Origin of the sequence: Verminephrobacter aporrectodeae subsp. tuberculatae At4 (genome assembly GCF_000193225.1) — a bacterium.
Taxonomy (GTDB): domain Bacteria; phylum Pseudomonadota; class Gammaproteobacteria; order Burkholderiales; family Burkholderiaceae_C; genus Acidovorax; species Acidovorax aporrectodeae.
This window is the reverse complement of record NZ_AFAL01000283.1, coordinates 1-580: the sequence shown is the minus strand read 5'-3', so window position 1 is coordinate 580 and position 580 is coordinate 1. Positions and strand designations below refer to the sequence as shown.

Genomic DNA, 580 nt, shown 5'->3' with positions numbered 1-580 from the left:
CGCACGGTCACCTCCGCGCAGGTGCAGGCCGTGGCCGCGAAGTACTTTGGTGACGACCAGCTGACCGTGGCCACCCTGCTGCCGCAACCCCTCGACGCCCCGCGCGGGCGCCCCGTGCTCCCCCCCGGCACGACCCTCCGTTGAACCCGCCCATTTCCCATGCGCAGCACCCAACACATCGCCGCCATGCGCGCCCTGCTCATGGGCGCCGCCTGGTTCTTCTCCTCCCCATGCGCCTGGGCGCTCCTGCCCATCGAGCACTGGACGGAGCCGGGCGGCGCCCGGGTCTGGCTGGTGCACAGCCCGGTGATCCCCATGGTGGACGTGCAGATCGACTTTGACGCGGGCAGCCGCCGCGACCCGGCCGCGCAGGCGGGCCTGGCCGGCGCCGTGGCCACCATGGCCAGCAAGGGCGTGCAGGGCAAGGGCGCCGAGCCGCCGCTGGACGAGAACGCCCTGGGCGAAGCCTGGGCCGACCTGGGCGCGGGCTTCGAGGCCCGGGCCGACAACGACACACTGCACTACTGGCTGCGCACACTGACCGACGCGCCGCTGCTCGAACACGCCGCGCGCCTGGCGG

1 protein-coding gene and 1 pseudogene are annotated in these 580 nt (G+C 74.0%); both read left to right on the top strand.

The annotated features are described in order from the left end of the window. Positions 1 to 144 (top strand): annotated as a pseudogene (locus VTU_RS32595) (insulinase family protein); the annotation flags it as partial. A gap of 42 nt (positions 145 to 186) precedes the next feature. After that, positions 187 to 580, top strand: a 394-nt coding sequence (locus tag VTU_RS26190; protein WP_438873576.1) for an insulinase family protein, incomplete at its 3' end; no start/stop codon positions are given.